This is a genomic window from Mesorhizobium sp. SP-1A (assembly GCF_032460275.1).
Taxonomy (GTDB): domain Bacteria; phylum Pseudomonadota; class Alphaproteobacteria; order Rhizobiales; family Rhizobiaceae; genus Mesorhizobium.
In genome coordinates, this window is the sequence record NZ_JAVXZD010000005.1 from 362963 (window position 1) to 387457 (window position 24495).

Annotated in this window: 26 protein-coding genes, 1 other RNA gene and 1 riboswitch; of the genes, 12 read left to right on the forward strand and 15 right to left on the reverse strand. The window is 66.5% G+C overall.

Going from position 1 to position 24495, the window contains the following annotated elements:
* Window positions 1-74: 74 nt before the first annotated feature.
* Window positions 75-1265 (reverse strand): VWA domain-containing protein, encoded by a 1191-nt coding sequence (locus tag QU595_RS23250; RefSeq protein WP_315926503.1) that lies wholly within the window; start codon window positions 1263-1265, stop codon window positions 75-77.
* A 186-nt stretch (window positions 1266-1451) separates the two neighbouring features.
* Here QU595_RS23250 and QU595_RS23255 point away from each other — a divergent pair, with 186 nt between their 5' ends.
* A complete protein-coding gene (locus tag QU595_RS23255) occupies window positions 1452-2492 on the forward strand; it encodes a GH25 family lysozyme (protein ID WP_315926390.1) in 1041 nt (346 codons plus the stop codon).
* A gap of 49 nt (window positions 2493-2541) precedes the next feature.
* On the opposite strand, the gene QU595_RS23260 is transcribed toward QU595_RS23255, so the two are convergent.
* Both QU595_RS23260 and QU595_RS23265 read right to left on the reverse strand, forming a co-directional pair.
* The gene (locus QU595_RS23260; protein WP_315926392.1) at window positions 2542-2988 is read right to left on the reverse strand and encodes a GNAT family N-acetyltransferase; all 447 of its coding nucleotides are present in this window, start codon (window positions 2986-2988) and stop codon (window positions 2542-2544) included.
* Window positions 2989-3599: 611 nt separating this feature from the next.
* Window positions 3600-4433 (reverse strand): MoxR family ATPase, encoded by an 834-nt coding sequence (locus QU595_RS23265; protein ID WP_315926394.1) that lies wholly within the window; start codon window positions 4431-4433, stop codon window positions 3600-3602.
* A 100-nt stretch (window positions 4434-4533) separates the two neighbouring features.
* On the opposite strand from QU595_RS23265, the gene ssrS reads away from it, so the two are divergent.
* The 4 genes from ssrS (at window position 4534) to QU595_RS23285 (ending at window position 7038) form a co-directional block, all read left to right on the forward strand.
* Window positions 4534-4690: non-coding RNA, 6S RNA (ssrS, locus tag QU595_RS23270), on the forward strand.
* A 61-nt stretch (window positions 4691-4751) separates the two neighbouring features.
* Window positions 4752-5339, forward strand: coding sequence for a 5-formyltetrahydrofolate cyclo-ligase (locus QU595_RS23275; RefSeq protein WP_315926395.1), 588 nt, complete (start codon window positions 4752-4754; stop codon window positions 5337-5339).
* Window positions 5340-5348: 9 nt separating this feature from the next.
* On the forward strand, window positions 5349-6173 hold the full coding sequence (locus QU595_RS23280; RefSeq protein WP_315926397.1) for a YmdB family metallophosphoesterase: 825 nt from the start codon (window positions 5349-5351) through the stop codon (window positions 6171-6173).
* Window positions 6174-6276: 103 nt separating this feature from the next.
* Complete coding sequence (locus QU595_RS23285; RefSeq protein WP_315926399.1) at window positions 6277-7038, forward strand: TerC family protein; 762 nt, start codon at window positions 6277-6279, stop codon at window positions 7036-7038.
* Window positions 7039-7046: 8 nt separating this feature from the next.
* Here QU595_RS23285 and QU595_RS23290 read toward each other — a convergent pair whose 3' ends face one another.
* Window positions 7047-7532, reverse strand: coding sequence for an SRPBCC domain-containing protein (locus QU595_RS23290; RefSeq protein ID WP_315926401.1), 486 nt, complete (start codon window positions 7530-7532; stop codon window positions 7047-7049).
* Window positions 7533-7583: 51 nt separating this feature from the next.
* Here QU595_RS23290 and QU595_RS23295 point away from each other — a divergent pair, with 51 nt between their 5' ends.
* The 3 genes from QU595_RS23295 (at window position 7584) to QU595_RS23305 (ending at window position 9130) form a co-directional block, all read left to right on the forward strand.
* Window positions 7584-7907, forward strand: coding sequence for a metalloregulator ArsR/SmtB family transcription factor (locus QU595_RS23295; protein ID WP_315926403.1), 324 nt, complete (start codon window positions 7584-7586; stop codon window positions 7905-7907).
* Between the two features lie 103 nt (window positions 7908-8010).
* Entirely contained in the window at window positions 8011-8760 is a 750-nt protein-coding gene (locus QU595_RS23300) for a YebC/PmpR family DNA-binding transcriptional regulator (protein WP_315926404.1), read from the forward strand.
* 67 nt (window positions 8761-8827) lie between these two features.
* The gene (locus QU595_RS23305; RefSeq protein WP_315926406.1) at window positions 8828-9130 is read left to right on the forward strand and encodes a SelT/SelW/SelH family protein; all 303 of its coding nucleotides are present in this window, start codon (window positions 8828-8830) and stop codon (window positions 9128-9130) included.
* 33 nt (window positions 9131-9163) lie between these two features.
* Here QU595_RS23305 and QU595_RS23310 read toward each other — a convergent pair whose 3' ends face one another.
* Window positions 9164-9640 (reverse strand): DUF1772 domain-containing protein, encoded by a 477-nt coding sequence (locus QU595_RS23310; RefSeq protein ID WP_315926408.1) that lies wholly within the window; start codon window positions 9638-9640, stop codon window positions 9164-9166.
* A gap of 160 nt (window positions 9641-9800) precedes the next feature.
* On the opposite strand from QU595_RS23310, the gene QU595_RS23315 reads away from it, so the two are divergent.
* Window positions 9801-10433, forward strand: a complete 633-nt coding sequence (locus QU595_RS23315) for a TetR/AcrR family transcriptional regulator (protein WP_315926411.1) — start codon at window positions 9801-9803, stop codon at window positions 10431-10433.
* 24 nt (window positions 10434-10457) lie between these two features.
* Here the strand turns inward: QU595_RS23315 and QU595_RS23320 are convergent, their stop codons facing one another.
* Together QU595_RS23320 and rpmE are read right to left on the reverse strand one after the other, a co-directional pair.
* Window positions 10458-11780 (reverse strand): MFS transporter, encoded by a 1323-nt coding sequence (locus QU595_RS23320; RefSeq protein WP_315926412.1) that lies wholly within the window; start codon window positions 11778-11780, stop codon window positions 10458-10460.
* 169 nt (window positions 11781-11949) lie between these two features.
* Entirely contained in the window at window positions 11950-12171 is a 222-nt protein-coding gene (rpmE, locus tag QU595_RS23325) for a 50S ribosomal protein L31 (protein ID WP_315926414.1), read from the reverse strand.
* A gap of 179 nt (window positions 12172-12350) precedes the next feature.
* On the opposite strand from rpmE, the gene QU595_RS23330 reads away from it, so the two are divergent.
* The gene (locus QU595_RS23330) at window positions 12351-14150 is read left to right on the forward strand and encodes an ABC transporter transmembrane domain-containing protein (RefSeq protein ID WP_315926416.1); all 1800 of its coding nucleotides are present in this window, start codon (window positions 12351-12353) and stop codon (window positions 14148-14150) included.
* 209 nt (window positions 14151-14359) lie between these two features.
* On the opposite strand, the gene QU595_RS23335 is transcribed toward QU595_RS23330, so the two are convergent.
* From QU595_RS23335 to QU595_RS23350, 4 genes are all read right to left on the reverse strand, one after another.
* Window positions 14360-15190, reverse strand: coding sequence for a porin family protein (locus tag QU595_RS23335; RefSeq protein ID WP_315926418.1), 831 nt, complete (start codon window positions 15188-15190; stop codon window positions 14360-14362).
* A gap of 322 nt (window positions 15191-15512) precedes the next feature.
* The gene (locus QU595_RS23340) at window positions 15513-16454 is read right to left on the reverse strand and encodes a DUF535 family protein (RefSeq protein WP_315926420.1); all 942 of its coding nucleotides are present in this window, start codon (window positions 16452-16454) and stop codon (window positions 15513-15515) included.
* 264 nt (window positions 16455-16718) lie between these two features.
* Entirely contained in the window at window positions 16719-16934 is a 216-nt protein-coding gene (locus QU595_RS23345) for a hypothetical protein (RefSeq protein ID WP_315926422.1), read from the reverse strand.
* Window positions 16931-17680 (reverse strand): hypothetical protein, encoded by a 750-nt coding sequence (locus tag QU595_RS23350; protein ID WP_315926424.1) that lies wholly within the window; start codon window positions 17678-17680, stop codon window positions 16931-16933. Before QU595_RS23350 ends, QU595_RS23345 begins: the two co-directional genes overlap by 4 nt.
* A gap of 168 nt (window positions 17681-17848) precedes the next feature.
* Between QU595_RS23350 and QU595_RS23355 the strand changes: the two genes are divergently transcribed.
* Window positions 17849-18427, forward strand: coding sequence for an undecaprenyl-diphosphatase (locus QU595_RS23355; protein ID WP_315926426.1), 579 nt, complete (start codon window positions 17849-17851; stop codon window positions 18425-18427).
* 64 nt (window positions 18428-18491) lie between these two features.
* Here the strand turns inward: QU595_RS23355 and QU595_RS23360 are convergent, their stop codons facing one another.
* Window positions 18492-19430 (reverse strand): prephenate/arogenate dehydrogenase family protein, encoded by a 939-nt coding sequence (locus QU595_RS23360; protein WP_315926428.1) that lies wholly within the window; start codon window positions 19428-19430, stop codon window positions 18492-18494.
* Window positions 19431-19434: 4 nt separating this feature from the next.
* Entirely contained in the window at window positions 19435-20544 is a 1110-nt protein-coding gene (gene hisC / locus QU595_RS23365; protein WP_315926430.1) for a histidinol-phosphate transaminase, read from the reverse strand.
* Between the two features lie 145 nt (window positions 20545-20689).
* Window positions 20690-20768, forward strand: a riboswitch (SAM riboswitch).
* Window positions 20769-20837: 69 nt separating this feature from the next.
* On the opposite strand from hisC, the gene metA reads away from it, so the two are divergent.
* Window positions 20838-21773, forward strand: a complete 936-nt coding sequence (gene metA / locus QU595_RS23370; protein ID WP_315926432.1) for a homoserine O-succinyltransferase — start codon at window positions 20838-20840, stop codon at window positions 21771-21773.
* Between the two features lie 20 nt (window positions 21774-21793).
* On the opposite strand, the gene QU595_RS23375 is transcribed toward metA, so the two are convergent.
* Both QU595_RS23375 and QU595_RS23380 read right to left on the reverse strand, forming a co-directional pair.
* On the reverse strand, window positions 21794-23593 hold the full coding sequence (locus tag QU595_RS23375; protein ID WP_315926434.1) for an ABC transporter ATP-binding protein/permease: 1800 nt from the start codon (window positions 23591-23593) through the stop codon (window positions 21794-21796).
* Complete coding sequence (locus QU595_RS23380; protein ID WP_315926505.1) at window positions 23590-24360, reverse strand: class I SAM-dependent methyltransferase; 771 nt, start codon at window positions 24358-24360, stop codon at window positions 23590-23592. The genes QU595_RS23375 and QU595_RS23380 overlap by 4 nt, the downstream gene beginning before the upstream one ends.
* Window positions 24361-24495: the final 135 nt, after the last annotated feature.

Consider the following 24495-nt stretch of genomic DNA (forward strand, 5'->3'; position numbering starts at 1 on the left):
TTCTTTCTCCCTGTGGCGTGCCTCGGCGGCTCCGGCGCATATATAGGGGCGCCGGCAGGCCGCTTGAAGCGTGTTCAATGCCTGCGCGACAGTTCCTTCGTCGCCTGTCCCAGCCCGGTCAGCGTCAGCGGGAACATGCGGCCCGCGAAGATGTCGCGGATCATGCCGATCGAATGGGTGTAGCCCCAATGCTGCTCGCGGGTGGGGTTCAGCCATACCGCGTTCGGCCATTGCGCGAGCACGCGTTGCAGCCAGACCGCCCCGGCCTCCTCGTTCCAGTGCTCCACCGAGCCGCCGGGATGGGCGATCTCATAGGGGCTCATCGAGGCGTCGCCGACGAAGACCGCCTTGTAGTCGTGGCCGTATTTGTGCAGCACGTCGACGGTGGCGATCCTTTCCGAATGCCGGCGGCGGTTGTCCTTCCACATGCCTTCGTAGAGGCAATTGTGGAAGTAGAAATATTCCATGTGCCGGAATTCGGCGCGGGCGGCGGAAAACAGCTCCTCGACCGCCCTGATGTGGTCGTCCATCGAGCCGCCGACGTCGAAGAACATCAAAAGCTTCACGGCGTTGCGCCGTTCCGGCCGCGTCCTCACGTCGAGATAGCCGTGCTCGGCGGTGGCATGGATGGTGCCGGGCAGGTCGAATTCCTCGTCCGCGCCCTCGCGCACCCAGCGGCGAAGCCGTTTCAGGGCGACCTTGATGTTGCGGGTGCCGAGCTCGACGGAATCGTCGAAATTCCGGAATTCGCGCCTGTCCCACACCTTCACCGCGCGACGGTTGCGGCTTTCATGCTGGCCGATGCGCACGCCTTCGGGATTGTAGCCATAGGCGCCGAAGGGCGAGGTGCCGGCGGTGCCGATCCATTTCGAGCCGCCCTGGTGGCGGCCCTTCTGCTCCTCCAGCCGCTGCCTCAGGGTTTCCATCAGCCTGTCGAAGCCGCCCAGTGCCTCGACCAGCTTCTTTTCCTCCTCGGTCAGGTGTTTTTCGGCGAGCCTGCGCAGCCAATCCTGCGGCAGGCCGGCGACATCGACGCCGGTTTCGCCGGAGATCGCCGCCAGCCCCTTGAAATAATGCGAGAAGACCTGGTCGAAGCGGTCGATATGGCGCTCGTCCTTCACCAGCGAGGAGCGGGCGAGATAGTAGAAGTTCTCCACGTCGTAGTCGGCGAGCCCCGCCTCCATGCCCTCCAGCAGCGACAGATATTCCCGCAGCGAGACGGGAACCTTGGCGGCTTTCAGTTCGAGGAAGAAGGGCAGGTACATGGCCGGCACTTTGCGCCGCGCCTCGCCGCGAGGCAAGCGCGATCCCGAATCGCGGCCGGGGCAGAAAAGCGTCAACGGAAACTTAGGATTCAGTCTTTCTTGGTAATTTGTCGTTAGGGATTTGCGAAGCGCGCCCGGGCGAGTGTTCCCGGGGGCCACCGAAGAGTGTTTTGCGTGCGGGTAGCCATGCGTTTTTTCAGCGTGCCTTCCATCGTTCTGGTTTGCCTGGGCGTCGCCGGCTGCACGTCCAGCTCGCGCATGGAAGAGATCCTGTCGACGCCATCGCTCGAGACGACGAGCTCCATCAGCCGGCCCGACGCGCCGGTGAGGCAGGCCCGCGCCCCGGTGCCGCCGGCCGCGATTGCCGAGGCCTCGCCGGCCATCGAGCCGCCGGCGCCCGTCCCGATGGCGGCCCTCGTCTCCGAGCAGGCCGAAACCGTGCCCATGCCGATTGCGGAGCTGCCGGTGCCGCAGGCGCGGCCGGTCGCCATGCTCGCGCCCGGCAAGCCGGCCGTGAAGGCCGTGATGCCCTACCAGATCTACAGCCGCCGCTTCCGCGACGCCAAGCCAATCAATTTCGGCTCGCGCTCGCCGCGCAAGCTGGCCGTGCACGGCGTCGACGTCTCGCGCTGGCAGGGCGAGATCGACTGGCTGAAACTGCGCAGCCAGGGCGCCAACTTCGCCTATATCAAGGCGACCGACGGCGGCGACCATCTCGACCCGATGTTCCGCAAGAACTGGCGCGGCGCGGCCGATGCCGGGCTAAAGCGCGGCGCCTACCACTTCTTCTACTGGTGCCGCACCGCCGGGGAGCAGGCCGACTGGTTCATCCGCAACGTGCCGCGGGTGGCCGGCGCCCTGCCGCCGGTCATCGATGTGGAGTGGAACGGCGAGTCGAGCTGCCGGCGGCGGCCGTCGCGCGAGACGGTGCTGGAGAAGATGCAGGTCTTCATGGACAAGCTGGAGCGCCATTACGGCCAGCGGCCGGTCATCTACACCGCGCCGGACTTCTACCGCGACAATCTCGAAGGCGCCTTCCCGAACCACCATTTCTGGCTGCGTTCGGTCGCCGCCCACCCGTCCAAGATCTATCCGGGCCGCAGATGGATGTTCTGGCAATATTCCGGCTCCGGCCTGTCGCATGGCGTCAGCGGCAAGATCGACCTCAACGTGTTCCACGGCAGCGAGGACGAGTGGCACGACTGGGTTTCCGGCGCACAGAGCTGAGCGGCGCGCGGGAAAATCGTGCGCCGATCCTTGTCGTTGTGCGATCGCCCTACAGCAGATCGTATTCGACGAAGCCGGTGAGCCGCGCCACGCGGTCGTAGAGCTTGCGGGCGGTGGCGTTGGTCTCGTGCGTCATCCAGTAGACGTTGGTGACGCCGATCCTGCCCGCCTCCTGCCGCACCGCCTCGATCAGCGCAGCACCCACGCCGCTGCCGCGCGCCTCGGCTGCCGTGAACAGGTCCTGAAGATAGCAATTGTTCACCACCGACCAGCAGGAGCGGTGGTAGAGATAGTGGGTCAGCCCCACCGCCCTGCCGTCCTTCAGCGCGATGAAGCCGCGCGGCTCGAACTCGCCGGGCGCGAACAGCCGCCTCCAGGTGGTGGCGTAGACCTCCTCCGGCACGGTGGTCTTGTAGAATTCCAGATAGGCGGTCCAGAGCCGGCGCCAGTCTTCATGGTCGGACTGTTCGAGGGGGCGGATGGTGATCGATGTCATCTCGGTTGCGATCCTGTTGAGAGCCGTTCCGTTCTAGGCTCGGCAGGCGGCTCCGGCGATGGGGCAGACGCGGCTTTTCGTTGCCACGCCCCGTTTCCGGTCTGGCCGTTGTTTCAAAGAGCGCTTCTCCCTGGCCGAAAGGCAGGGCCGGGAGAAGTAGGAAGCGGGCGCCTGGTTCGGTGCCTCTGATTGGTAATTGTATGGCGCCTTGCCAGGCGCCCGCCGGCGTTTTTCGGCTCACCCGTCTCCCGGCGGGATGACCAGATCGTCACCCAGGCCCGCACCAGCGACATACGGATGCTCGCTTCCGCCGAAACGGAAGTCTGGAGACTCCGGGCTGCCCTCCGCTTCGTCGGCCACGTTAGCCGCTTCCCCGGAGCACCGGTTCCTCCCCACGTCCCGCCGTCGCGACACCGCGTTCCCGCAGGAGAAACTGCGACGGAGTATGGGGGGAGGGCGGAAGGCGTGGATGGAAACGCGCGCTGTTTTTGCAAACGCCGCGCCGTTTCAACGGGTTACGGGCTGGCGCCTGCGCCGGCAATCCCCCTCACCCGCCCGAGCGCAGCGAAGGCGGGGCGAGGGTAGCTTACCCCGCAATGCCTGCGGGCGTTCTACCTTCGCGCCATGAAGGCCAGCCGCTCGAACAGGTGCACGTCCTGCTCGTTCTTCAGCAGCGCGCCGTGCAGCTTGGGCAGGGCGTTCCTGGCGTCGGCGCGCAGGTCTTCCGGCTCGACGTCGTCGGCGACCAGCAGCCTGATCCAGTCCAGCGCCTCCGAGGTCGAGGGCTTCTTCTTCAGGCCCGGCACCTCGCGGATCTCGAAGAAGCGGGAAAGCGCCGCCTGCACCAGACGCTGCTTGATGCCGGGATAGTGCACCTCGACGATGCGGGCCAGCGTGTCGAGGTCCGGGAAGCGGATGTAATGGAAGAAGCAGCGGCGCAGGAAGGCGTCGGGCAGTTCCTTTTCGTTGTTCGACGTGATGATGACGATGGGGCGTTGCGCCGCGCGGATCGTCTCGCCGGTCTCGTAGACGAAGAACTCCATGCGGTCGAGCTCCTGCAACAGGTCGTTGGGGAACTCGATGTCGGCCTTGTCGATCTCGTCGATCAGAAGCACCACCTTCCTGTCGGCGGCGAAGGCGTCCCACAATTTGCCGCGGCGGATGTAGTTCCCGATGTCGTTGAAGCGCTCGTCGCCGAGCTGGCTGTCGCGCAGGCGCGAGACGGCGTCATATTCGTAGAGGCCCTGCTGCGCCCTGGTGGTGGACTTGACGTTCCACTCGATCAGGTCGAGGCCGAGCGCGGCCGCCACCTGCCGCGCCAGCTCGGTCTTGCCGGTGCCGGGCTCGCCCTTCACCAGCAGCGGCCGCTCCAGCGCGATCGCCGCGTTGACAGCCACCATCAGATCCTTGTCGGCGACATAGTCGGCCGTGCCTTCGAAGCGCATTCCGGTCTCCGGGTCGTTTTCGGCGGACAGTAGGGGCGCGGCGGCCAAGGGGCAAGCATTCCACTGGCGCAACCGCGCAGGCGGCTCTATATTCGTCGGCGGCGGTCTGCGCTTCCCGGCAGGAGAGACATTTCCCCGGGGCCTTATTGATCTCGAAGGGAGCTGTCCCTGACCGGGCCCGTGGGCTCGGACATATGGCGCCCACCTACTTTGTAGGTTCCCGGGATCAACTTCTCCACCGGTCGTGTGGATCGCCGCTTTCCCTTGACCTGTCAGCCAAGTTGCGGTTTTGTCCGGCCCGCCAAGGGAGGCGCCGGCATGACTTCACTGAAGACCCTGAAGAAGCACCTGCGTGCGGAAGCGCTGGGACGGCGCGACGCGCTCGACGCCTTCTGGCGCGTCGAGGCCTCGCTGGAGATGGCCGAGACGGCGCGCGACAGCATCGAGGTCGGTCCCGACAGCATCGTGGCGGGGTTCTGGCCGCTGCGCACCGAGGTGGACGTGCGGCCGATGATGTTCGCGCTGCGCGAGCACGGGGCGCGGCTCTGCCTGCCGGCGATCCTCGACAAGACCACCATCGACTTCCGCGAACTGGTGCGCGGCGCGCCGATGGTGGAGATGGCCTTCGGCACGGTCGGCCCGCACGAGGAGGCCGAGGTGCTCGATCCGACGATCATGCTGGTGCCGCTCGCCGCATTCGACGACCGCGGCCACCGCATCGGCTACGGCGCGGGCTATTACGACCGCGCCATCGCCAGGCTGCACGCCAAGGGGCTGGAGCCGCGCCTCGTCGGCGTCGCCTTCGACTGCCAGCAGGTGGAACGCGTGCCGGAAGAAGACCACGACATCGTGCTCCACGAGATACTGACCGAGAGCGGCTTGCATCGCTTCAACGGCGCTGGCTAAAGGAAGAGCATGAGACTCCTCTTCCTCGGCGACATGGTGGGCAAGACCGGGCGCACGGCCGTGTGGGAACAGCTTCCCGGCCTGATCTCGGATTTCCGGCTCGATTTCGTCGTCGTCAACGGCGAGAACGCCGCCGGCGGCTTCGGCATCACCGAGGAGATCTTCCGCGCCACGCTGGATGCCGGCGCCGACGTGGTGACCACCGGCAACCATGTCTGGGACCAGCGCGAGGCGCTGACCTTCGCCCCGCGCGAGGAGCGCTTCCTCAGGCCCGCCAATTTCCCGAAGGGCACGCCGGGGCGCGGCTCGGGCGTCTACATCGCCCGCAACGGCGCGCGCGTGCTGGTGGCCAACATCATGGGCCGGGTGTTCATGCATCCGGAACTGGACGATCCGTTCCAGGCCGCCGAGCGCGAGCTCGCCGCCTGTCCGCTCGGCGAGCAGGCGGATGCGGTGATGATCGACTTCCATGCCGAGGCGACGTCGGAAAAGATGTGCTTCGCCCATTTCGTCGACGGACGCGCCTCGCTGGTGGTCGGCACGCACACGCACCAGCCGACCGGCGACCACCAGATCCTCAACGGGGGCACCGCGTACCTGACCGACGCCGGCATGTGCGGCGACTACGATTCCTCGCTCGGCATGGACAAGGAGGAGCCGCTCAACCGCTTCCTCTCCAAGGTGCCGAAGGGCCGTTTCGAGGCGGCCAGCGGGCCGGCGACGCTGTGCGGCGTCGGGGTGGACATCTCCGACCGCACCGGGCTCGCCGAGGCCGTGGCGCCGTTCCGGCGCGGGCCGCGGCTGGAGGAAACCGTGCCGTTCTTCTGGCGCTGAGGGCTTTCACAACTTTCTCGCGCGCCGACATTGATCTTGGCGCGCCGCATACCTAACTGCCGTCGAAACCCGCCTTACGAAGCGCCATCGGGGGAAGACGCCTTTGCAGCTTGTCGAGTTTCTCAGCCCCCATTTCGGCTTCGTCACCGATCCGACCGCATGGGTCGCCCTGCTCACCTTGGTGGTGCTGGAGATCGTGCTCGGCATCGACAATCTGATCTTCATCTCCATCCTCACCAACAAGCTGCCCGAGGCGCAGCGCAAGCCGGCGCGCCGGCTGGGCATCTCGGCGGCGCTGGTCATGCGGCTGGTGCTGCTGGCCACCATCTCCTTCATCGTGGGGCTGACCCAGCCGGTGTTCTCGGTGTTCGGGCAGGATTTTTCCTGGCGCGACATCATCCTGATCGCCGGCGGCCTGTTCCTGGTGTGGAAGGCGACCAAGGAAATCCACCACACGGTCGATCCGATCGACCATGAGGACGCGAGCGCCAGCCGGGTGCTGCAAATGTCGCTCGGCGGGGCGATCTTCCAGATCCTGCTGCTCGACCTGATCTTCTCGATCGATTCCATCATCACCGCGGTCGGCATGACCGACGAGATCGCCATCATGTACATTGCCGTCATCGTGGCGGTGTCGGTGATGATGCTGGCGGCCACGCCGCTGGCCGACTTCATCGCCCGCAACCCCTCCATCGTGATGCTGGCGCTGGGCTTCCTGCTGATGATCGGCATGACGCTGATCGCCGACGGCATGGGCTATCACGTGCCCAAGGGCTACATCTACGCCGCCATGGGCTTTTCGGCCCTGGTCGAAGGGCTCAACATGCTGGCCCGCAACAGGCGGGCGCGGCGCGAAGGGCGCTGAGGCGCGCCCTATTTGCGGTCGGCGTCGGTCGGCAGCTGGCCGCGCATCTCGCTCGGATAGAAGCCTTCGCGCAGATTGATGCCGTATTCGACATAGGCCTTCATGCAGGACAGCATCTGCGACCAGCCCTCGCAGTTGTTGTAGGAGGCCTTTTGGCCCTGCTCGTCCTCGGTCCAGCCGGATTCGGCGATGGTCACGAAGGTGCCGCCGTCGTCCAGCGGCTCGAAATTCATCTCGATACGGGTCTTGTAGGCCGGCTTGCCGTCGGCGCCGGCGGCGTCCCAGCGCAGCACGATGCGCTCGTTCGCCACCACCTCGTCGACCTCGACCGGCACCGTCTTCCACCATGTCACCGTCGTGCCGGCAACCAAGGGCGCGGAGGCGCCGCCTAGGGTGGTGAAATAGCCGGACAGCTTGTTCGGGTTGGCCACGGCGTCGAACACCTCGGCCACCGGCTTGCCGATGCGCCCCGAAACGCGAAATCCCAGAGACATATCCACAGCTCCTTCCTTGAATATGGGAAGGATAAGTTATAAAAATATAACATGTCAAGCGAAGCGCAGGACGACCATGTTTTCAAGGCCTTGGCGCATCCGCGCCGGCGGCAAATGCTGGACGCGCTGAAGGAGGGGCCGAAGACCACCGGGTCCTTGTGCGAGGCGTTCGCCGACATGGACCGCTGCACGGTCATGCAGCATCTGAAGGTGCTGGAGACGGCCGGGCTGGTGGTGGCCCGGCGCGAGGGGCGCGAGCGCTGGAACCATCTCGACGCGCTGCCGATCAAGCGTATCCACGACCGCTGGATCAGCGAGTATGCCGGCCACGCCGTGTCGATCCTCGACCGGCTGAAAGCCGACATGGAAGAATGAGGACGGTTTCGTCTTCCGCGTTTGCGGCACTATCTGGACGTTTCGGGCCGATTTATCTATAAGCCGGCCATTCAAACAGCCGCGAGAGACGACAAGGGGTCCCATGGCCGGCCATTCACAATTCAAGAACATCATGCATCGCAAGGGCCGCCAGGATGCGGCCCGGTCGAAGATGTTTTCCAAGCTTGCGCGCGAGATCACCGTGGCGGCCAAGCAGGGCATCCCCGATCCGGCGATGAACCCGCGGCTGCGGCTGGCGATCCAGAACGCCAAGGCCGAGTCGATGCCCAAGGACAACATCCAGCGCGCCATCAACAAGGCGTCCGGCGGCGAAGGCGACAATTACGAAGAGGTCCGCTACGAGGGCTATGGCCCCGGCGGCGTGGCGCTCATCGTGGAAGTGCTGACCGACAACCGCAACCGCTCCGCCTCGAACGTGCGCGCCGCCTTCACCAAGGCCGGCGGGGCGCTCGGCGAGACCGGTTCGGTCGCCTTCATGTGGGACCGGGCCGGCGAGATCGTCTATCCCGCTTCGGCCGGCAGCGCCGACAAGGTCATGGAAGCCGCGATCGAGGCCGGGGCCGAGGACGTCGAAAGCGACGAGGACGGCCACACCATCTATTGCGGCTTCGAGGACATCGGCGAGGTGTCCAAGGCGCTGGAAAGCGCGCTCGGCGAAGCCGAATCCGTCAAGGCGATCTGGAAGCCGCAGAACAACGTGCCGGTGGACGAGGAGCGCGCGCAGTCGCTGATGCGGCTGGTCGCCACGCTCGAGGACGACGACGACGTGCAGAACGTCTACGCCAATTTCGAGGTGGACGACGCCACCCTGGCCAAGCTCAGCGCGGCGTAACGCAGAGATCTTTCACGGCGCCGGCCGCATGCCGGCGCAGTGCGCCCGAGCGCTATCGATGGCGGCCATGTCCGAGAGCAAACCCCGCATCGTCATCACCTATTGCACGCAGTGCCAATGGTTGCTGCGGGCCGGCTGGATGGCGCAGGAGCTTCTGTCCACCTTCGGCACGGACCTCGGCGAGGTCGTTCTGGTGCCGGGCACCGGCGGCGTGTTCACCATCACCTGCGACGGCGACCCGGTGTGGGAGCGCAAGCGCGACGGCGGCTTTCCCGACGCCGCGCGTCTCAAGCAGCTCGTGCGCGACCGCATCGATCCGGAGCGCGACCTCGGCCATTCCGACCGCCACGCGAAAAAGAACCCCGCCTGAGGCGGGGTTTTTCGTGCCGGCCGCGCATGTCGATCAGCGCAGCGCCAGGGCGAAACAGGCCAGCGCGGCGGTGCCGGCAAGCGTGCGCACATGGTTCCACGGCAGCCATTCGGCGAGATAGCGGCTCCACATCGCCGTGCCCTCGACGCCTGACGCATCGACGGCCGCGAGCGCGTCGTTCAGCGGCACGTTGAAGATAATCGTCGCCGCGAAGATGCCGACCAGGTAAAGCAGGCTGCCGGCCAGCAGCCAGAACGCGCCGCTTTCGCCCCAGCCGAGCACCGCCTTCGCGGCCAGCACCGCGCAAAGGAGCGCCGTGCCCATGAAGACGAGCAGGAACAGCGGGTTCTGGATCACGACGTTGATCGTGTTCATGGCCACCGCGCCCTGCGGCGCGGGCAGGCGCGCCAGCGAGGCCATGACGGAATTGGAGAAGGCGAAGAACAGGCCGGCCATGAGGCCGCTGCCGAGCAGGGCAAGGAAGGCCAGAAGGGAAAAGAGAAGGGTCATCGCCGAATATCCTCCCGTCAACAAATATGAATAATCCTCATGTTTGATAAATGTGATAAATCCTCATATTCTTGAAGTCAAGTGGAATCGCCGGGCTGGATTTGCGGGCTGGATTTGCGGGCTGGATTTGCGGGCGGGATTGGGAAAGGGCGGCGAGGCGATGGCGCAAGGCGTCGGATCGGCAGGACGGCAGGCATCGGCGCAGCGGCGCGTTCCGAGCCAGGAGCGCAGCCGCGAGCGCGTGGAGCGCATGCTGGCGGCGGCTTCGGCGCTGATCGCCGGGAACGGCAGCGACGCCCTGCGCATGAGCGAGGTGGCCGAGCGCGCCGGCGTGCCGATCGGCTCGCTCTACCAGTTCTTCCCGGACAAGAGCGCGCTCATCCGGGCGCTGGCCGAGCGCTACACGCAGGAGAGCCGCGCCTGCATCGCGGCGGCGCTTGCCGAAGTCTCCGACACGGACGGCCTGTGCCGCGCCTTTTCGGAGCTGGTCGACACCTATTACGGCCTGTTCCTGGCCGAACCGGTGATGCGCGACATCTGGTCGGGCACGCAGGCCGACAAGGCCCTGCGGGCGCTGGAACTGGCCGACAGCCGCGCCAATGCGGACATGCTGGTCGCGGCGCTGAAGCGGGTGAAACCGCGGGCGGACATGGCCGCGCTCGAGGCTTCGGCGCTGCTTTTGTGGCAGATGGGCGAGGCGACCATGCGGCTGGCGATCTCCGTCCCGCGCGAAGAGGGCGACCGCCTCGTTGCGGCCTACAAGAGGATGGCGCTGAGGGAACTGGCCGGCTGAAGCCGGCCAGCGCCGTGCCTGTCGCTAGGCCCTTTCAGCGACACCGGCGGTCCTGTCCATCTCCGAGGCGTGCTTGGTGTCGCGCATCGTCACATAGACCAGCAGCGAGATGAAGATGACGCCCGCGAGGTAGTAGTAGAACCATTGCTCGTGGCCCTGCGTCTTGAACCACAGCGCGATGACCGGCGCCGTGCCGCCGAAGATCGAGACGGTAAGCGCGTAGGGCACCGCGACCCCGGTCGCCCGGACCGCCGCCGGGAACAGTTCGGCCTTCACCACGGCGTTGATGGAGGTGTAGCCCGCCGTGAAGATCCAGGCCGCGCAGATCAGCAGGAAGGCGGCGAAGGCCGACTGCGTGTGCGACAGCGCGGTGAGGATCGGCACCGTCAGCAGCGTGCCGGCAACGCCGAAGAACACCAGCAGCGGCTTGCGGCCGATGCGGTCGGAGATCAGCCCGTATATTGGTTGCAATATGGCGGCGAAGATCAGCGAGCCGGCGATGACATAGGTCGTCGTCAGGTCCGGCAGCCCCACCGTCTGCTTCACGAAGGTCTGCATATAGGTGGTGAAGGTGTAGAAGGCAGCCGTGCCGCCGGCCGTCAGCCCGACCACGATGGCCACCTCGCGCGGATATTTCATCAGGCCGCGCAGCGCGCTGTCGCGCTTTTCGGTGCCGGCCGCCTCCTCGACGAAGGCTTCCGTCTCGTGCAGGTGGCGGCGCATGATCGCCGAAACGATGGCCAGCATGGCACCGATGACGAAGGGGATGCGCCAGCCCCAGGCCACGAGCTGCTCATGCGTCAGGAACACGTTCTGCAACAGCAGGAGCACCAGGATCGCGGTGAGCTGGCCGCCGATCAGCGTCACATACTGGAAGCTGGAATAGAAGCCGCGATGCTCGGGATCGGCCACCTCGCTGAGATAGGTGGCGCTGGCGCCGTATTCGCCGCCGAGGCTCAGCCCCTCGATGATGCGCGCCAGCGCCAGCAGGGCCGGCGCGGCGAAACCGATGGTCGCGTAGGTGGGCGTCAGCGCGATGATGAGCGAGCCGAAGCACATCATCAGCACCGAGACGGTCAGCGACAGGCGCCGGCCGTAGCGGTCGGCCAGGTGGCCGAACAGCCAGCCGCCCACGGGGCGCACGATGAAGCCCGCCGCGAACAGGGTCGCGGCGTTGAGCTGCTGCGCCACGGGATCTTCCGAGGGGAAGAAGGCATGGGCGAAATAGAGGGCGAAGGCGGTGTAGGCGTAGAAATCGTACCACTCGACCAGATTGCCGATCGAGCCGATGAAGATCGCCTTTATCCGGCGGCGGGCGTCGTTCAAATCGATGTGGCCGTGTGTCACTGGTCCTCCCGTCCCCGCGCGGCGCAGGATCGACCAGTTCGCCCCATGCTGCAACCCGCAGTTGGCGGGGGAAACGACAGCTTCGCAGATCCGGTACTGTCCGCTTGCGCGCTGCGGGGCAACAAAAAACCCGCCGTGAGGCGGGTTTTCGTGTTCGGGCCGTGTCGGCTCAGATGCCGAGATTGGCGAACTTGTTCTTGAACTTCGACAGGCGGCCGCCGCGGTCGAGCAGGGTCTGCTGGCCGCCGGTCCAGGCCGGGTGCGTGGTCGGGTCGATGTCGAGGTTCATCGTGTCGCCTTCCTTGCCCCAGGTGGAACGGGTAAGGTACTCGGTGCCGTCGGTCATGACGATCTTGATGGTGTGGTAGTCGGGATGGATGTCAGCCTTCATCGCTCTTGTCCTGGCTTGGGGGACGGCCCTGCGGCGATGCGCCCCTTTTTAAAACTCGAAGCCGCAGCTATGAGGAGCCGCGGCTTCAGAAACGGTCGGCGTGCCTATACATCAGCCGATTTGGAATCACAAGTTGGAATAAGAGCCGCGCCGGAGCCATTCGGACAGGAAGGCAGATCATGGCCGAAACCAGCAGCACGGAGGCGCGCAGGCGCTCCATAAGGCCGCTTGGCCGGCTGTTTCCCTATATCGGCCGCTACCGCAGGCTGGTCGCCGGCGCGCTGGTGTCGCTGACGCTGGCGGCGGTGACCACCCTGGCGCTGCCGGTCGCGGTGCGGCGCATGATCGACCACGGCTTCTCCACCTCCGATTCCGGCTTCATCGCCAATTATTTCGGCATGCTGGTGCTGATGGCGGCGCTTCTGGCGCTGGCATCGGCCGGCCGCTACTATTTCGTCATCACGCTGGGCGAGCGCGTCGTCTCCGACATCCGCCGCGACGTGTTCTCGCATGTGACGAAGCTTTCGCCCGCCTTCTTCGACACCGCCCAGTCGGGCGAGATCGTGTCGCGGCTGGCCGCCGACACCACGCAGGTGAAGTCGGCGGTGGGGGCCACGGCCTCGGTGGCGCTGCGCAACGTCATCCTCGGCTTCGGCGCGCTGGCGATGATGGTGGTGACCAGCCCGAAACTGTCGGGGCTGGTGATCGCGGCGATCCCGATCATCGTGCTGCCGCTGGTCGCCTTCGGCCGCTCGGTGCGGCGCAAATCCCGGCAGGCGCAGGACACGCTGGCGGACGCCACCGCCTATGCCAGCGAGCAGATCGGCGCCATGCGCACCCTGCAGGCCTTCACCAACGAGAAGCTGGTGACCGGCCGCTTCGGCGCGGCGGTCGAGGCGGCGTTCGAGGCGGCGCGCAGCTCGATCTTCGCGCGCGCCCTGCTGACCTTCTTCGCCATCTTCATGATCTTCTCCTCGGTGGTGGCGGTGCTGTGGTTCGGCTCGCGCGACGTTCTGTCGGGCGCGCTGTCGCCCGGCACGCTCGGCCAGTTCCTGCTCTATGCCGTGTTCGCGGCCGGGGCGCTCGGCGCGCTTTCGGAAGTGTGGGGCGATCTTTCCCAGGCCGCCGGCGCGGCCGAGCGGCTGACCGAGATCCTGGCCGAGAAGCCGGACATCGTCGCACCTGCCCATCCGAAGCCCCTGCCAGTCTCGGCGCGCGGCTCGATCACCTTCTCGGACGTGTCGTTCTCCTATCCGGCGCGGCCGGATCGCGCGGCGGTGCACGGCCTGACCTTTTCGGTGAAGCCGGGCGAGACGGTGGCCATCGTCGGGCCCTCGGGCGCGGGCAAGAGCACCGTGTTCTCGCTGATCCTGCGCTTCTACGATCCGGAGACCGGCGCGGTGACCGTCGACGGCGTCGACGTGCGCGAGGCCGATCCCGTCGCGATCCGCGAACGCATGGCCATCGTGCCGCAGGACGTGACGATCTTCGCCGCCAGCGCGCGGGAAAACATCGCCTTCGGGCGGCCGGGCGCTTCCGACGCCGATATTGAGGCCGCGGCGAAGGCGGCGCTGGCCGACGAGTTCATCACCAAGCTGGAGAAGGGCTACGACACGCAGGTGGGCGAACGCGGCGTCATGCTGTCGGGCGGCCAGCGCCAGCGCATGGCCATCGCCCGCGCCATATTGCGCGACGCCCCGATCCTGCTGCTCGACGAGGCGACCTCGGCGCTCGACGCCGCCAGCGAGACGCTGGTGCAGGAGGGGCTGGAGCACCTGATGCGCGGCCGCACCACGCTGGTCATCGCCCACCGGCTGGCGACGGTGCTGAAGGCCGACCGCATCCTGGTGATGGAGGAAGGCCGCATCGTCGAGGAAGGCACCCACCAGAGCCTCGTCGCCAGAGGCGGCGTCTATGCCGAACTGGCGCGGCTGCAATTCGAGACCGGCGCCGACGCCTTCAAGGGCGCGGCGGAATAAGGCGATCCGGCCGGGCAATTCCCGCAGAGCCGCCGTTGGCGGCGATTCATTGGTGACAGGCCGCTGCCGGCGGCTCCGGTTCGCCGCAGCCGCGAACGTCATGACCGGCGGCGTGATCCCGCCGCGCGCGGGCTGCAGGTGCGGTGCCAAGGAAAAACCGCCCGGCTGCTGACCGGGCGGTTCGTCTGGTTAACTGGATCGGGCGCGGCCTATTTGGTGTAGAGCGGCTCGGGCTCGTAGGCGACCACCGGCGGGGGCGGGGCGCAGTCCGAATTGCCGAACTGGTAGCGCAGGCCGGCGCGCACCTCATGGGTGTTGAAGCCCTTGTCGAAGCCGGGGCCGGCGCCGTTGGCGTAGTCGAACATGCGGCCGCCGTCGATGTGGGTGAAGCGGTAGCCGACGTCGAGCTTGGCGCGATCGGTCAGGCAGTAGGAGGTGCCTGCCATCAGCGCATAGGCGAAGCGCCAGCCCTTGCCGCCCTGGTGCTGGAAGGTGCCGTCGTCATCCGTGTTGACCAGCGTGTCCCACTTGATGTGGGCACCGCCGATACCGGCGCCGACATAGGGGGTGAAGCCGTTCCAGGTGCCGAGATCGACATAGGCGTTGGCCAGGAGCAGGAAGGCCGACATGCGGCTGGTGTCGCTCGACACGCAGGGCAGGCCGGTGCCGCCGCAGGTGCCGACGGTCGAGCCGTCGAAGCCCGACTTGAACCAGTAGTCGCCGGTCAGGTCGGCGCGGAAATGCCGGGTCACCTGATAGCCGACGCCGCCGCCCAGCGAGAAGGCGCCGCGCAGCTTGCCGGAATCGAATTCGTTGAAGCCGCCGGGCGTGCCGTAGACGGTGTAGCGGGCGCCGCGCCATTGCGACTTGTGGTAGTCGAGATCGCCGCGGATGTACCAGCCGCCGTAGTCCGCTTCCTGATAGACGGGCTGGGCCGGCGCCGCCTCGACCGGCGGTTCGATCAGGTCCGCCGCCAGCACAGGCGATGCGATCCCGACCAACAGCCCGGCGAGGGCGGCTTTGCTTGCAAAACTGAACATGCGTCACCCCTTGTGTGGCGGGGCCGGCCTCGATGCTCGTGAGCCGGACTTCACCCGTTGTCGGGGGGATAATCAATTGTAAAGGTTAAAAGGCGTTTAAAAATGGACCTTTTCTTTAAGGGGAAGGGTTAGCAAGGTGTTTCGCAGTGCAATTTGTTAACCCTGCCGTTTCATGATCAACAAAGTCTGTACCGTTGGCGGAGCAACCACGAGATCCAACCGGGCGCATATCCGTATGCGCGGTAAACTCCGGGCAGCAATCGAAGAGCGCCTCGCCTGGTCAAGCCGGCGGCTGAAAGAGACTTCTAGAGCCGAGGGCCCTTTAAGCCAGCAGCGGCGCGACCGCTTCGCGGACCTGCTTCTCGATCTCCTGTTCCAGCATCTGGCGACGACGGATCTGGGCCCGCTTGTTGGGCTTGTATTCGCACGGATCGCGCTGCGTCTTGACGAGCGGCAGCGCGAACACGGCCGGGCTGACCCGGTTGCCGCCGGATTCGGTCCAGAAGCTGTCGTAATCCGCCTTGATGCGTCGGCGCAGGCTGTAGTCGCCCGCGAAGACGTGGCCCTTGTTCGATGCCGCGAATATTCCGGAGAGATTGAACGCGCCGGCCAGCGCCTGGGCGACCAGAAGCAGCAGGGCTTTTGGTCTCAAGCCTTCCAGGGCCTTGGTCAGCGCCCGTGAATCCTCAAGCCCGTGCTTCCCGGCAAGCACCGTCTTCAGCACGCCGATCCAGAAAACCTCGCCGCTTCCGCCAAATTGCACAAGCCTCGGTTCGACGATGGCCAAGCCCATTTCGACCACCGGCCGCCTGTCCACATTCAGCACCAGCCGCCATTCCGCCTCGCGATACAACGGTCCCTGTCCGGCCAGGTCCACGGTGATCTCGCCTGCCTGCGTAGGCAGCGACAGGAGCCTCACGCCGGTCGTGTGGCTTTCCACCAATGCCTCGGCGGTGAGGATGCGGGCCGCCGCCGCATAATGCCTGATGACGGCCGCCGGGCGGTCGCGCCGCTTGAGGCCGCTCAGAAGGTAGGGCCGTACCGGCTTGAGCGGAATGTCGGGATATTTCGCAAGGATGCGTGCGAGCGGCTGCTCGGCGAAGGCGGATTTGACGGCCGCGATCTCGCGCCGGTTCAGCCACCGCAAGGCCGCCCATTTCGCCGTCCGCCAGGAATCGTCGAGACGCTTCCAAAGGGCGGAACCGTGCGGGAGCGTCTTCGCAGGCTGAGCCTCGGCGGCCGGCGCGCTGTCAACCTTTTCCATTGACGACCTCGAAACCACTTCCCGAAATCTGGCTGCCTGGCGCGGCTCGCTGCATCCGCCCGGACGCCAGCCAACCAGTCAGGCAACTCCCTTGGCAGGCCAATCCCATCAGCGCAGTTGCGCGTCGTTGATACACGATATCCGGAGGCGCGCCAGGACGAAAATGCAGCCCGCCGCGCTCTCGGCGGACCGGTGTTCAGCTTGTCCTGTGCGCCTTCGCAACGATCGGCAGCGACTGCCCGAGGCCGCGCGCGCATGCAAGGTTCACCTGCGTCGGCGCCGCGCTTCCCGGACGGTCGCCTCGATGAGAACGGCGAAGCAGCCGACCAGCAGGATCGCGCCGGCGAGCATCGGAGCGACATGCACGGCAAGCAGCAGCGCGGCCACGACCGCGACCAGCGCGAGCGTGGCGAGGGTCAGCCTGGCGTCGGCCACAAACATGCCGAGGAGTTCCCGGACGACTTCGGCAAGGACGCTCAATGCAACGCCTCCCGCCGCGGCTGCCGCAACTGCGAAGCGGCGCCGAGGCCGACCATCAGGAACAGGGCCGCGAACAGCAACAGGGCCAGGTCCTGCCCCGGCCAGTCGATGCCGAGGCCTTCACCGGTCCAGAACACGCCGAAGCTCGAGAGCATGACGCCGACGCCGAACTTCAGCGTGTTCTCGGGCACGCTCGCGAGCGGCTTGCGCACGAGAATGCCGATTACGCCGACGCTCGCGAAGGCGGCCAGCGCGCCAAGGGACGCAGGCCAGAGCAGGCCGCGTCCAGCCCCCACCGCGATGACGATGAAGACGACTTCCAGCCCTTCCAGAAGCACGGCCTTGAACGCCGCCAGGCCGGCCACCCAGCCGAGCGCGGCCCCGCCGCCGGCCTGCCGCAACTGCGCCTGCTCGGACTGGAAGATCGCTTCCTCGTCATGCAGGGCGATGATGCCGGCGGACCGCAATATGGCCTTGCGCAGCCATCCCATGCCGAACAGCAGGAGGAGAACGCCGATGACCAGCTGCAGAAGATGAAGGGGAACGCGGTTGAGCAGCGGGCCGAGCAGGAGCGTCAAAAGCCCGAGCACAGCCAGTCCGGCCGCAGCGCCGAGAACGGCCGGCTTCCAGCCGCGCAACGTCGCGACCGCCAGAACGATGGTGAAGGCTTCCACCATCTCGACCAGGGAAGCCGCGAAGGCCGAACCGAGCGCCGGTGCGGCGACGCTCCACGAAACAACGTCCATGACCTGCCTGCCCTGCTACGTCGTCCTGCCCGTCACGGGCAACCGCCCATGCATTGACGCATCGATGCCGTCGACTGTGACTGCCGCAGCCGGCCATCGAACTATCGGGCATGATACCGCCATCATTGTGGTGCACGCGGCAGCATCGCAGACCCTGACAGGCTTTTCATGTTCCAGTTCGACACCAAACTGTTCCTGCTTCTGAATGCCGGAGTCAATCCCAATGCAGGCGTCGAATGGCTGGCGATCTTCGCCGCCAAGTTCGTCATCCTCGCCATTCCGCTCTACCTCGCCAAACTGTGGATCGCAGGCGGGCAGCGAAATCGATTGACGGCCTTGGCGCTGGTGCTCGCGCTGATCCTTGCCGGCGCCGTCGGCTACGTGATCGGGGCAGTCGCTTTCCGGCCGCGCCCATTCATGATCGGGCTGGGGCACTTGCTGATCAGCCACAGCCCCGACGCCTCCTTTCCCAGCGATCACGGCCTGGCTTTCGCCGTCTGGGCGGCGGTCCTGTTCATGACACGGCGCTGGGCGGCGGCCTGGCTGGCAACGGCGCTCGGCGTCCTGGTGGCCTGGTCGCGCATCTATCTCGGGGTCCACTATCCGCTCGACATGGTCGGCGCCGCAATCATCGCGGTTCCTGTGGCGATGCTGTCGCTGTGGATCGTCGATCGGTATGGCGGAGCGATGCTGATGCCGTTGGAACAGCTGCAACGCCAGCTGCTGCGCCGCTTCGCCAAGACATGAGCAGCCGGGACTAGCGGCCGGCCGGGCTCTGCGCCGCCGACCGCTCAAAAGGCGCAGGCCGCCCTCAGTTCGGCTTGTGCGGGTGTTCCACCGCCTGGCGGCCGAAGTCGGGCGCGTCGATGTCCTGTCCCGCCTCGATGATCGAGCGGCGCACGGCGCGGGTGCGGGTGAACAGGTCGAACAGCTTCTCGCCGTCGCCCCAGCGGATCGCCCTTTGCAGGGAAGCGAGGTCTTCCGAGAACCGCGCCAGCATCTCCAGGATCGCGTCCTTGTTGTGCAGGCACACGTCGCGCCACATGGTGGGGTCGGAGGCGGCGAGGCGGGTGAAGTCGCGGAAGCCGGAAGCCGAGTATTTGATGACCTCCGACTTGGTCACCGTCTCGAGATCGTCGGCGGTGCCGACGATGTTGTAGGCGATGATGTGCGGCAGGTGCGACACGATCGCCAGCGTCATGTCGTGATGGGCCGGGTCCATCGTGTCGATGTTGGCGCCGCAGCGCCGCCAGAATTCGGACAGCTTCTCCAGCGCCGCCGGGTCGGTGCCCTCCAGCGGCGTGAAGATGCACCAGCGGTTCTCGAACAGCTCGGCGAAGCCGGCGTCCGGGCCGGATTTCTCCGTGCCGGCCAACGGATGGCCAGGGATGAAGTGCACGCCCTGCGGCACGTGCGGCGACATCTGCGCGATGACGGAGGCCTTGGTCGAGCCGACATCGGTGAGGATGGCGCCCTGCTTCAGCGCCGGCGCGATCTCCTCGGCGACCTCGCCGGAAGCCCCGACCGGCACCGAAACGATGACGAGGTCGGCGGCGCGCACGGCCTGCTTCAGGTCGGTGGTGTAGCTGTCGCCAAGGCCAAGCTCCTCGGCGCGCTTCAGCGTTGAGGTGCTGCGCGTGGCGATGGCGACGTGGCGGGCAAGGTTCTCGCGGCGAATGACGCGCGCCAGCGACGAGCCGATCAGGCCGATGCCGATCAGCGCGATTTTCTCAAACATGGGTTCGGACATTGTTCTAGCTTTTCAGGAAATCCGTGAGTGCGGCGACTACGCCGCGATTGGCTTCTTCGGTTCCGACCGTCATCCGCAGCGCGTTGGGAAAACCGTAGCCTGCAACGCGCCGCAGGATATAGCCGCGCGCGGTGAGATAGTCGTCGGCCGCAGATGCCGAATGCTTCCCGTCGCCGGGGAAATGGACAAGGATGAAGTTGCACACGCTTGGCGTGACGCGCAGGCCGAGCGCGGTCAGCCGCTCGGTCAGCCAGGGCAGCCAGGTGTCGTTGTGGGCAAGGCTCTTGTCGACATGGGCACGGTCGCGGATCGCGGCCACGCCGGCCTCGATGGCCGTGGCGGTGACGTTGAAGGGGTCGCGCACGCGCTCCAGCGCCTCCACGACATGGGCCGGCGCATAGCACCAGCCGATGCGCGCGCCGCCGAGGCCGTGCACCTTGGAGAAAGTGCGGGTCATGACGACGTTCTGGTTGCCGGCGACCAACTCGACGCCGGCCTCGTAGTCGTTGCGCCGCACGAATTCGGCATAGGCCGCGTCGAGGACCAGCAGCACGTGCCTGGGCAGGGCGGCGTGCAGGCGTCGCACCTCCTCGAACGGGATATAGGTGCCGGTCGGGTTGTTCGGGTTGGCCAGGAACACCATCCTGGTGCGCGGCGTGACGGCGGCGAGGATGGCGTCGACATCGACGCGCTCGTCCTTCTCCCCGGCCACCACGGGCGTGGCGCCGGCCGCCTTCGTGTAGATCGGATAGGCGAGGAAGCCGTGCTCGGTGTGGATGGCCTCGCCGCCCGGCTCCAGATAGATGCGCGACAAGAGCGCGAGCGCCTCGTCGGAGCCGTTGAAGCAGACGATGTTGGCGGCGTTCAGCCCATGCGCCTCGGCGATGGCCTGCCGCAGGCGCATGGCGGTGCCGTCGGGATAGAATTCCAGCCGAGCGGCGACCTCGCGCGCTGCCTCGATCGCCTTGGGCGAGGCGCCCAGCGGGTTCTCGTTGGAGGACAGTTTATGCAGCTTCACGCCCGCGGGAGCGGCGCTCTTGCCCGGCACGTAGGCCTCGATGTCCATGATGCCCGCGCGGGGGCGGGGACGTGCCTGATCTGCTGTCTTTTCCATGCCGAAGGATCCGTCGCAAAGCCTGAAGTGCGGGGCCGCTGGGGAAATACAGGCCATGGCGGGTTCTGTCGAGGGGAGACGCGGTCCGCTTAGGCGCGGCGTGCCGCATTGCCATTGACGGAGACCGCCGGCGGGCATAGATACGGGCGGCGTTCGTGGTGATTTGCCGGTCGGCTTGCAGCCACGTAAAAGAAGTCGCTAAAAAGGGCCGCAGACAACAAGTCCGTACGGGCCGGTCGCGATTTCGCCGCCGGCTTTTTGTTTTGAGCCGGCCCTTTTTTGGAGCTTGTGCCATGCCGATCAAGATCCCCGATCAACTCCCCGCCCGCGAAGTGCTGGTGCGCGAGGGCGTGTCCGTGATGGACGAAGGCACGGCGCTGCGGCAGGACATCCGTCCGCTGCAGATCGGGCTCCTGAACCTGATGCCGAACAAGATCCGCACCGAGACCCAGTTCGCGCGGCTGATCGGCGCCTCGCCGTTGCAGGTGGAGCTGACGCTGGTGCGCATCGGCAACCACAAGGCCAAGAACACGCCCGAGGAGCACCTGATCTCGTTCTACCAGACATGGGACGAGGTGAAGGAGCGCAAGTTCGACGGTTTCATCATCACCGGCGCGCCGATCGAGCTGCTGCCCTTCGAGGACGTGACCTATTGGGACGAGTTGAAGCAAATCCTCGACTGGACGACCAGCCACGTCCATTCCTCCTTCTTCATCTGCTGGGGGGCGATGGCGGCCGCCTGGCATTTCCATCGCGTGCCGAAATACACGCTGGAGAAGAAGGCCTTCGGCGTGTTCCGCCACCGCAACCACGCGCCGGCATCGCCCTATCTCGCCGGCTTCTCGGACGATTTCGCCATTCCCGTCTCGCGCTGGACCGAGGTGCGCAGCGCCGACATTTCCTCAGGCACGGGACTGGACATGCTGATGGAATCGGACGTGACCGGCCCCTGCCTGCTGGCGGAGGCGACCGGCAACCGGCTCTACATGTTCAACCACATCGAATATGATTCCACCTCGCTGAAGGAAGAGTACGACCGCGACGTGGCGGCCGGCGTCCGCATTGAGGTTCCGCACGAATATTATCCCGACGACGATCCGACGCGCAAACCGCTCAACCGCTGGCGCTCGCACGCCCATCTGCTGTTCGGCAACTGGATCAACCAGGTCTACCAAACCACGTCCTACGACCTGGAAGCCGTCGGCAGGAGCGCGCAGCCCGCCTCATAGCCAGGGCAGAAAGTCGTCGCTCAGGCCCGGCGCCGTTCCTGCGGCGGAGGCGGCTCGACGGCGCCGGCGCGGATGCGCGCCGGTCCCAGCGCCTTGCCGGAGGTGTCCTTGACGATGTCCAGCGTGCGCGGGAAGAATTCGTAATTGTGCTGGCCCCGGCCGATGTTGAGGATCGCCGCCTTCGGCAGATGCTTGGCGAACATGGCGAGCACGCGCTTGGCCGTGGCGCCGTCGAAGGTGTCGAGAGCCTCGTCTATGACGACCCAGTCCGGCTGCCGGAGCGCGACCGAGACGAAGGCCAGGATCCGCTGCTCGTCCTCGCTCAGCTCATGGTCCCAGCGCGCGGTGCGGTCGAGCGAGCCTGAAAGGCGCTCCAGCCCGACTTCCGCCAGCAGCGCCTTGAGGTCGTCGTCGCGTGGCGGCTTGTCGCCGTCGGAACCGTCCAGCACTTCGCGCAGCGTACCGGGCGCGAAATAGGGAGTACGCGGCACGAAGACCGGCGACTGCCCCGCCGGCATGCCGATGCGCCCCGTGCCCCAGGGCCACAACCCGGCCACCGCGCGGAAGAACAGGGTCTTTCCGGCGCTGGGGTCGCCGGTGACCAGCACATGCTCTCCCGGCCTGATCGCGGCGTGCTCGTCGCGCAGGCGGGTGCAGCCGCCCGGCGAGACGATCTCAAGGCTGTCGAAGGTCATGCGGCCGTCGGCGTTTTCGGTGAACTCGATGCGCCGTTCCTGGCCGTGGAGCTGTTCGGCCTCGCCGAGCGCCAGCCGGAAATCGGCGACGCGCATCAGCGTGGCGCGCCAGTCGGCGATGGAGCCGATATTGTTGACGAACCAGCGCAGCGAGGAATGCACCTGGTTGAAGGCGCCGACGGCCATCATCAGGCCGCCGAAGGAGATGTCGCCGGCGAAATAGACCGGCGCGGCCACCAGGATCGGCGCCACAACGGTGATCCAGCCATAGGTGTCGGTAACCCAGGCGAGGTTGATCTGGGCGGTATAGATGCGCAGCATGGCCGAAAGCAGCGAGCCCAGATCGGTCTCCAGCCTGCGCCGTTCTCCAGCCTCGCCTCGCGCGAGCGCGACGGCGTCGACATGTTCGTTGACGCGCACCATGGAGGAGCGCAAATTCGCCTCGCGCGCATAGCGTTCGCTGTTCAGCCGGATCAGCGGCCGTCCGACCAGCCAGCTCAGCCAGGAGGCGGTGCCGGCATAAAGGAACGCCGCCCACACCATGTAGCCGGGTATGGCGACGGCGTGGCCACCGATGTGGAACACGAAGCCGGACGAAAGCTCCCACAGCACGCCGACGAAAGAGACCAGCAGAATCACCGATTGAAGCAATCCCTGGCCGAGGTCCGTCGAAAGGTCCGACAGATGTCCCGCATCCTGCTGCATGCGCTGGTCGGGATTGACGCCGATGGCGCCGGCATGCGCCACGCGGAAGGCGCGGCCGGGCTTCATCCACTGGTCGATCAGGTCGAGCGTCAGCGCCTCGCGCAGGTGCAGCCGGAAGCGCTGGTTCAGCCATTGCTGGCCGATGTTGAGGGCGAGCAGGCCACCGGCTATGGCGGCGAAGACGACGAGCTGTTGCAGGAATTGCGGCAAGTCGCGCCGTTGCAGCGCGTCATAGAACGGCTGGTTCCAGCGGTTGAGCAGGATCTGCCCGTAGGAGGTCGCCACGACGACGGCCAGGATGCCGAAGGCCAGCCACAGCAACGCCCGGCGCACCGGCGAACCGCTCAGACCCTCGCGGATCGTCGCCAACTGGTCCCTGAAGCTGCTGGACTGGTACTCTGCGTCGCGGCTGTCGCTCATGGCGGCGTTCCGATGCGGCCGCCGCCGGCCTGCCTGCGCAGGCCGGTTGCTCCCTGCGGCGTAAGTACCGGCACGAAGACGCGGCGCGAGGCGCGCTGCACCGCCGGTATGCCCTGGTAGAGCCGCTTCTGCGCTTCCACCACGATGGCGCCGGAAAAGATCGGCCAAAGCCGCCTGCCGCCGCGCTCGAGGATGTTGTGGAAGTGCATCAGGAAACTGCTTTGCGAGGGAGGGAAATAGAGCGCGTCCGACCATGCGGCCGGGGTGAAGTTCGCTTCGCGCAGCAATTCGGCAAGCTGCGAGCGCGAATAGGGGCGGCCCGTGCCGAAGGGCGTGTGTTCGAAGCGCGCCCAGACGCCGCGCCGGTTCGGCACCACGATGAGGGCGCGTCCGGCCGGCGACAGCACGCGCCAGATCTCGTTCAGCGTCTCGCGCGGGTTTTCCGCATGTTCGAGCGAGTGGACCAGGAGCATGCGGTCTATAGAGGAATCGACCAGCGGCAATTCCTCGTCGAACACCAGGGCCGTAGCGGTGGGCCCGGTCGCCGGCCACACCACGGCGCCCTGCGTGGCCGGCATGAAGGCGAAGACGCGCTCGGCGTCGGCGCCGAAGCGTTCCAGCCAGGGCAGGGTGTAGCCGAGGCCGACCAGCCGCTCGTTGGGGATCGTCGCCCAGATCGAGGACAGCGCCATGGTGATCGACTGCTCGACCAGCCTGCCCAGCGGACTCGCATAGAAGGAGCGGAGATCGACGATGTCGGAATGCATGGGCGCGACGCTATCTGCGATGGACGACGAATTCAACAAACCCTCCCATGTCGGCGCGGGCCGCCCCGCCGGGTGACAGCGGCCACGGCAAGCCCTATCTCTGGTCCCGGACCGCGGCGTTTTGGATGCAACCGG